4 protein-coding genes are annotated in these 8,100 nt (G+C 60.5%); all 4 read right to left on the bottom strand.

What is annotated here, in order from left to right; all coding sequences use genetic code 11:
• Positions 1 to 142 precede the first annotated feature (142 nt).
• On the bottom strand, positions 143 to 4,039 hold the full coding sequence (locus AB4043_RS15865; protein ID WP_442307485.1) for a cellulose synthase subunit BcsC-related outer membrane protein: 3,897 nt from the start codon (positions 4,037 to 4,039) through the stop codon (positions 143 to 145).
• Positions 4,021 to 5,034 carry a tetratricopeptide repeat protein gene (locus AB4043_RS15860; protein ID WP_442307484.1) on the bottom strand — a complete coding sequence of 338 codons (1,014 nt, stop codon included), beginning with the start codon at positions 5,032 to 5,034 and terminating at the stop codon, positions 4,021 to 4,023. The genes AB4043_RS15865 and AB4043_RS15860 overlap by 19 nt, the downstream gene beginning before the upstream one ends.
• Before the next feature lie 140 nt (positions 5,035 to 5,174).
• Entirely contained in the window at positions 5,175 to 6,350 is a 1,176-nt protein-coding gene (gene bcsZ / locus AB4043_RS15855; RefSeq protein WP_442300099.1) for a cellulose synthase complex periplasmic endoglucanase BcsZ, read from the bottom strand.
• Positions 6,351 to 6,362: 12 nt separating this feature from the next.
• Positions 6,363 to 8,100: cellulose biosynthesis cyclic di-GMP-binding regulatory protein BcsB (locus tag AB4043_RS15850; RefSeq protein WP_442307483.1), on the bottom strand; the 1,738-nt coding region annotated here is incomplete at its 5' end.

The raw sequence follows: 8,100 nt of genomic DNA, 5'->3' as shown, positions 1-8,100 counted from the left end.
GCCCTACATCACGCCCACAGAGAAATGCTTTAGAGCATTTTCCCTGTTGCTGGGCCTCCCGGAAGAGGCATGCGGTGGCGTTTTCTTTGCGGAAAACGCCCATAGATGCGGCAGCCCTACATCACGCCCACAGGGAAATGCTCTAGGGCACACGTAACGGGCGGAAACCGTCGTACGGGAACAGGCCCGTCGGGTAATCCTCCGTCGGCACCTGCGGCTTGAACAGGTAGCGGAAGAAGAAGCCGGCCGTAATGGTGTTGTAGTTATTCGTATTGTTGCCGTTCAGAATGCCGCCGACGTACCAGTGGTCTGCGATGCGGTAGCTCATCTCTGAGTTAAGCGAGTAATTCAGGCCGGTGCTGGTATTGACCGGATACTCCCCGCAGGTATGCGCCGCGATGGAGGGCAATGTGCAGCCCGAGTACGCCCCGGTCTGCTGCGACGTATCCAGGGGATAGTACTTGGCGTAGGCTTCCTGGAAGCTCTGTACGCCGACGGCGCCGGCAACCGTGTAGTGCCAGTTCGTGCCGTAGAAACCGTTGAAGGTGACTGGAACAGCGCCCAGGAAGTAGGCGTTGGGGCTGAAGTATCCGCCCATACCGTACGTCATGCCGCGCTGGTTGTTGTCATAGTGCATGCCAAAGAAGCTGGCGCCGAGATTCAGGCTGCCATAGCCCGGGAACTGCTTGACGCGCCAGTAGGACCCGACCGTCCCTTCAAATTTTCTGTTCTCCAGAACGTGATATCCGGTCAGAGTGGCGCCTGCCGCACTGAYGTAGAAGCCCGAGCGCTCATTGCCAAAATCGAGACGCATACCGCCGCCGGTGGAGACGACGCCGCCCCAGATGTTGCCCGGAAAGACCGGTGTGGCTGAGCCCGGATCGCGCATACCGGAGTAGGACAACTGCGTGTCCTTCACATTGTCACGGTCGGCGAACAGCAGGAAGTGGCCACCGAAGGGGCGCCAGCGCCCGTGGCCAATGACATTGGTTACGAGAAACTCGTAGGGGGTAAAGCCAACCGACAACGCCATGTTGGTGGTTACCAGTTGCGCCTCGCCACCAAGGCCAGCCGTGAGCTGCTGCGAGGGCTGATTGATGGCATTCAATGGTAATGTGCCCAGAATCGGTACCGTACCGGTGGCGTTCTGGTATGACGCAAGATCGAGTGTGCCCGCATTCAGGAAGACAGCCCGAGGAATGATGCTGAGTCGCAGTGTCTTATTCGCAACCAGCGTCGCCTCAAAAGGAGATTCCAGATCGAACAGCCGGTTCATGCCGGAGACGCCGCTGCGGTAACGTGCAAGAGCCGTCGCGCCGATCCAAGAGGAATAGCTTGCCTCCAGCGAGGCCAGGTCCAGCTCGGTTTGTTGCCGCTCGCTCAGCGGAGGTCCCGGAGTCAGCGCCGCGGTACGATCCCAACCGCCACGCAACGGCGGAACATTCTTTGCCACCAGCATGGGATCCGACGGAGGATTCCCCAATGGGTAGCTCGGTCCCAGGTCAGGATACGGTTGGCCGCTCAGCGCCACAGGAACCCCGGGATAGAACAAGGGAGCCTGCTGCGGTCCGGTCGACGTCCCCTCTACGGAACGGCTGCGCACCGTCCGGCGACCGGTGGTAGCGGGACGATGCCCGGGCTGCGGATACTGCTGACCGTGGGTCTCTGTTCCGGCAGCCGCGCCGGTATTCTGCGCGAGGTCTCCACGATACTGATAGTTCGACTGCGTCTGGGGAGCCTGAACGGTCGAGCCCACGCCACCCTGCGGCTGGGGAATCTGGGTCTGCGCGGCGTTGTACGGCTGACCGTTGTACTGCGTCTGCGTCAGCGGGGCTACATCAATAGAATCCTGCGGAGGATGGCTTGTGCCCACCAACGGTCTGGGGTCGGACTGTCTGCGGCGCGTGACAGCTGCCTCGGCGGCCGCGATGTCCGGATGCGAGGATGACGATGGCACCCGTCCCGTGCGTTTGGAGTTCGGCACATACTTCGCCGTCGGGACAACGTCGGTAGGCTGCTGCACCGTCGGCTGGATGGGCTGGAGATCCGAACCAAGATTTACCGGGGACTCCTGCGCCATATAAGCGGCATTCTGGTTCACGCTTTGCGGGCTATACGGAACGTATGGACCGTACACATCAGAGCGGGCCTGCTGTGCAGGAGGGCCATAGGCAGAGAGCGGACCTGCGCCATTGACCGCACGCTCCGTCAGCCGCCGGATCTGCTCCCGCTGATACGCCATGTAGTCATTGGCATTGACGGCATTGCCATTGGTATCGGTCTGCGGGAAGGCCGGCAGAGCACTCTGCGCGGTAACATCGGGTTGCTGCTGTCCCAGAGGAGCAAGCGCGGGATTCGCCTCAGCCTGAGGGATATAGTCCTTCAGCCTGGTGGTCGTTCCCGGACGAGCCGGCGTGCGCTGCTGCTGGTAGGCCGGGTTCGTCATATACGACGGAACAAGAGTGCCGGCACCGTTTCCTTGAAGCTGTACCGGCGCGGTTCCGTACTGGTTCGAGTAGCTGGGAAGATATGGCGGAGGCGCCGGAGTTGCAATCTGTCCCGTCGCCATAGCCGAATCCGATCCCGGGGCCATCAACTGCGCCAGGTCCAGAGCCTGTGTTGCATTGGGCAGACGGCCGCCATTCTGGGCCGCAAGACTCATCTCGGCAGCGAGCTCAGCCCCTGGATCTCCCGGAGGCATCGCACTGAGACTTGCCTTGTAATAATCTGCCGCACGTCCGCTGTCACCGCGAGCCTGCTCAAACTTCGCCGCCATGATCAGCATCTGCGCATCTTTCGGATACTGATCGAGGCCATAACGCAGCCAGGTCTCGGCATTCTTGGTATCGTTCGCCGCCAGGGCCGCTCCGATGGCGGCCTTGTAATCGGTCGCCGAAGCTGTTGTCATGTCCTGCGAACGGAAGATCGCAACTGCCTGCTTCGGCTGACCGGCGCGGGCATAGCCCGTCGCGAGCGCGCGAATCACCGCTGGATTATCGGGAAAGGCCTTTGCCGCGGCGTTCAGAATCGCCAAGGCACGACGGATGTTGTTGGCCGCCACTGCCTGGTTGGCGCGGCGCACTGCCCAGTTCGCCCAGATGGTCTGCACCGTACGGCGCTGCTCTTCGTTCAGATCGTTACGGCTGCCAATCATCATTAACTGGCGATAAAGACCGGAATCATTCTGGGAGTTATAGAGCAACCAGGCGTCCTGGATATCGATATCCGCGGGAGGCGCCATATTCTGCTTCGCATAGTGCTGTTGCACACGCTGCAGAAAGACCATCGCCTGCTGCGGCTGCCCCAGGCCTCCGTAGATACCGCCTACGGTCTGCAGATACTCCGGGTCGAGCTCGAGCTGCTTGCGGGTCTGCTGCGGAATCTGCTGAACCTGCGCCAGAGCTTCCTGATCATGACCGCTGGCATGAAGCGCCGTCAACAAACCTTTCCAGCTATCGAGCCGGTCAGGATTCTCTGTCAGGACCTGGCGATAGATGGCATACGCCTGCTGCCCGTTGCCGCGCTTCATGTAGATGCCCGCCAGCTCCGTCTGCATGGCAACCGATGGCTTCTGCCCTGCCATGCTTGCCTGCGAGACGGCCTTCTCCAGCATGTCCTGCGCAACATCGAGCTTGTTCTGTGCGTCGTAGACCGCGGCTACCGTGCTTACGAAACCAGGATCGCGGAGCGCCTGATCGTACGCGGAGGGCGGCATGCTCTCCAGCGTCTGCTCGGCAAGCGCGTCATTCTTCATGGCGTGCTCAACGCGTACAAGTCCCTGCCAGGCGGTGACATTCGCAGCATCTTCACTCAGGACCTGGCGATAGAGCCCGGCGGCCTGATCCATGTGATTGCCGGCCAACAGGAGGCCTGCGTACTGCAGCTGCGTTTCGATTTTGATACCGCGCCCATCAGCGGGAAAAGGGAGCTCAAGGGCTCCCTTCAACACTCGCTGCGCATCTGCGTCTCGACCTACGGCCGAGTAGGCCGAGGCCAATGTTCGCAGGAAGTCCGGGTCTTTCATGAGCTGAGCTCGCACCCCCGCCGGCATCTTCCGTTCTGTCGCCAACGCAGAAGCTGCGTTCCCCGACTGATACTGCGCCGTGAACAAACCTCTCGTGCCGCATAGGCTGCCTGCTCTTCCTGGCTTACCTGACGGTTTGCAACGATCTCCGCCTGCTCTTCAGGAGTCATCGCCGGCCCCTGTGCCGCAGTGCGGGCTCCCGTGCGGACCGATGCAGCGACGCGAGCTTGCGTGCTCTTCATCGCCATCTCCAGCGCGGGATCCTTGTGCTTTGCCAGATAGGAGCGAATGTCAGAAAGAGCGGCCGGATTCTGCGCATCCCAGGTCAGCGACTGACGCAGCGCTTCCATGGCTCCCGGATCACTCGGATGGCGCTCAAGATAACGCCGGCCTTCGGCGCGRGTCGCCGGGTTGTAGGTCAGAATGCGTCCCAGGGAGATCTGGTAACGCGAGTCCTGCGGATACTTATCGATGAGCGAACGCAGACCGGCGATGGCATGCGGACGACCGTCTTCGGTTGCCGATTCGGTCTCGTAATAGGCCAACGCCCAATCGCCCGGCGGCGGCGTTCCACCGAAGACCTGGCGATAGATGTTCATCGCCTGTGCGTATTGACCGCCCTGCGCCAGCTTGCCAGCCTGCTGCAACTGCTGCAGTTGGTTCTGCTGGGTCATCATGTTCTCGGCACGCTCAATATTCGGGTCGTTCGGACTGACCGCCCGCAGACGATCCAGATATTGCTTTGCCTGCTGCTGATTTCCAGCCAGCTTGGCGGCACGCGCCAAACCGCCCAGCGCCTCAGGATTGTTCGGGTCAGCCAGAAGGACCTGCTGCCAGGTCTGGGCCGCCATGTCCATGCGTCCCTTTACTTCAAGAGAGTGCGCCTTATCCAGCAGAGCCGCCGTTGTAGACGTATTTCCCTGCGCTCGAGCCATGGCAGTGGCGCCCAGCATTCCGGCGCATAGCACCAGAGTGGCTGTGAGCGTTCGTATTGGTGGCAGATTCGTCATTCCTACTCGCAAATCGGTTAGGCGGCGAGGGGGTATCTAGAGAGACACCGCGTCGCAGCTTAGCTTACCGCTTTTCTTAGGGTTTGTCCCTGTTTTTTTCCGCTATTAACTGCGGAATCACTAGTTTACGGCCTGTGTTGTTACTTCCACTTCAGCTTCAATCGTCCTTCTTTGTCAATGCGAAACCGCTGGTCCTGCCACCCGGTGGCAAACATCACGAGGTTCTGGTCGTAATAGTCGCCATTCCTGCCATAGAGTCCCGTCGATGGATCCTTCAGAGCCGCCAGACGATCCATCTGCGTCTTGGCCTGTTGTTTCAATCCCATCATCTGCAGATAGGGAGCAAGAGCCGCTGAAAAGCCAACGGGAGCATCCGCATTCAGCACCTTGCCTGCTGAGTCCACCTGCAGCGGCGGAGCCAGATTGGTCCGCATGTAGTTCGTCATGCCGCCGAGAGGCGCCGCCAACTCTCGAAGCCCCGGAGTTCCCGCGTCGCAGATCCCGAGCCACAGATAGATGCGAATAGCCTCGTAGGAGCCCACCGGGACACCTTCATTCTTCCCGCTAGCCAACTGCGCCGGAGTCAGAGAAGGACGCACTCCACCTGGGCCAGCCAGAACCCAATCCATGGCAAAGCCGCCACCACTTCCCTGCGCCAGCAACTGAGGCATCGAATCCAGAACCGTCGACCATGGCCCCTGAGGGTTCTCCTTCGCCAGCCTCACGAGGATAAAAGGCGGCAGATAGCTGGGATTCAAAATGTAGGTCGTCGGTTCGGGGTGAAATCCCTGTGGCCCTGGAAGGATCGTCGTTCCCAGCCCTGGCGCCAGAATAACTTCGCTCTGCGCGATGCGGCTGGCCATCACCGTCCCCAGCTTCGCGTAACGATCATCGCGCCAGATGCGTCCCGCTTCCAGCAGGGTGTAGGTCATCCACAGATCAGCGTCCGAAGCCGCATGGTCGTCCAGCACCTTCCATTGGCCTTCGGGAGACTTGCCCCAATTCCAGGCGGGCAAACGCAGCGTCATGTCACCGCCCGCAAGGTTCTCCTCTGTCCACTTCAGCAGCTTGTCAAAACGGCCGCGGTCCCCGGCAACCAGAGCGAAGAACATGGCATAGGCTTGTCCTTCGCTGGTCGTGCGGTCCTGCGCCGTACGATCGATGACGCGCCCCTGCGGGTCAATGAACTTCGCGGCGTACTTCTCCCACAGATCCCAGGACTGTTCCGCCCGGCACCCCTGGCCGAGCCAGGCCACAAGTGTCACCACCAAGGCAACGCAGGTGCTCACGCTTGCACGGTTTGTTCTGCTCCGCATCTCCGGCTCTCTTTACTCGCCCTGCAGGCGGACTCTGGCCCGGTGCCGCAACCATACACGGACGAGACCGGCCATCAGGAAGGAGAAGCCCATGACCAGGATCACTACCGTCCAGGAGAACTGTGTGAAGAACATCTTCAGCCGCGCCCAGAGCGATAGATAGCCCACATGGTAGACATAGTTGCCGATGCGATACGACGAAAATTTCTCGCCGTGCAGCACGCTAACGGACTGCGCAATATCGGACGACTGAGAATCCCGAAGGAAGGTCGCCAGGAACTGCGGAATCACGGAATGATCCCGTGCGGCGATCACCACGACGGACCTGCCCGAGTTGTTCGGCCACTCGATGCCTTCGAGGATCGTATCCGGCAGACCACCGGCCATCGTCAGCTCACCGGTCTGTACATGATCGCTGGAACGTACCTTCCACCATGCGTTCTGCAGAGGCGTGAAGAAGCCCTGCGTGTCCTGCACATGCAGGCCGCCTCCATCGATGCGCACGGGAAGGTCGTTCTTCAGCATGCTCAGGGCCGGCTGATCCTCAACGGTTCCAAGAACGATGTAGTCCTTCTTGGAGTCGCGCTTCATCCCGTCGGCGGTCACAACCGTAACATCGGTGACCGGGTAGCCGGTCTGCGCTCCAAAGTGACCCATCAGCGTCAGGTACTCTTCGATCTCGTCGGTCTGCGCGTTGTCGGGAATGACGACGGCGGTCTCTGACAGATCCTTCATACGGGTGAAGGGATATCCGGCATTGGCGAAGAGTTCGAGATTCGGCAGTACCGCCCAGTGGGGAATATCGCGGATATCGAGATAAGAACCCTTCAGGATGGCGCCCTGCAGATTCAGCGGAGCTGTGTCCTGGCACTTACCCTTCTTCGCGATCTGGAAGACAAACTTCAGCATCAACGAATTGGAGAAGGGCCGCATGTTCACGACCGGTACCGGAATGGGTGTCTGCAGAATGGCGCTGGCGCTTTCCTGGTGCGGCATCGGCGTCGAGCTGACATACGCGCCATTCATATACACCTGCAGCGTGCTCTCGTTGGCCAGGGGCACCGGGTTGTAGCGGTACTCCATATGGAACTCGAGATTCTGCTTCGTCACGCAGTCGTAGCAAAGGTCCGGAGGCACGCGCATGTAGACGCCCAGGGGAACGCTGCCGTCGCCCTGCAGCTCTGCCTGCTGTGTGATATCACCCAGCGTGCGGAGCTGATCGGTCGGCAACCAGCGTGGAGCATCATCCGGCTGGCTGGCAGCCGGATGTTTCACCTGCACGCTGACCTGGCTTCCCTGCCACATCGAACGCTGCAGCGCCAATGCCGTCGCGGCCTTCACCGTGTCTTCCGCGCTATCGCCGGTAAGAATCAGCACCTTCGAGTAGGGATCGCTGGGGTTCGTTCGCATGGCCACCGTGGGCCCACTACTTCCCGTGACACTTAGAGCTGCCGGTAACTCCGACGCATTCTCACTGATGATGATCGCGTTCCCCTGAGGAATGGTGCCGTAGGAGACAGGGAAACGCACCGGGCGATAGTCGGTAAGAATACCGAAGTACGAAGCGACGATCCCCGCGGCCTGCAAACCTTTCGGAGTGGGCTGCGAGAGAAAGACAATCGGGATCGCCGGATGCAGATTCACTGCCGCGTCGTAAAACGGCAGCGGCAGCAGCTTGAGATCATCCTGCAGCGGCAGCAGATTGCCGGCCAGCTCGATCGTCGTGGTGGTGTCTACGTGGTTCCACAAG

Source organism: Terriglobus sp. YAF25, assembly GCF_052113305.1.
Lineage (GTDB): Bacteria > Acidobacteriota > Terriglobia > Terriglobales > Acidobacteriaceae > Terriglobus.
The sequence above is the reverse complement of the archived record's forward strand: the minus strand, read 5'-3'. Positions and strand labels throughout refer to the sequence as shown.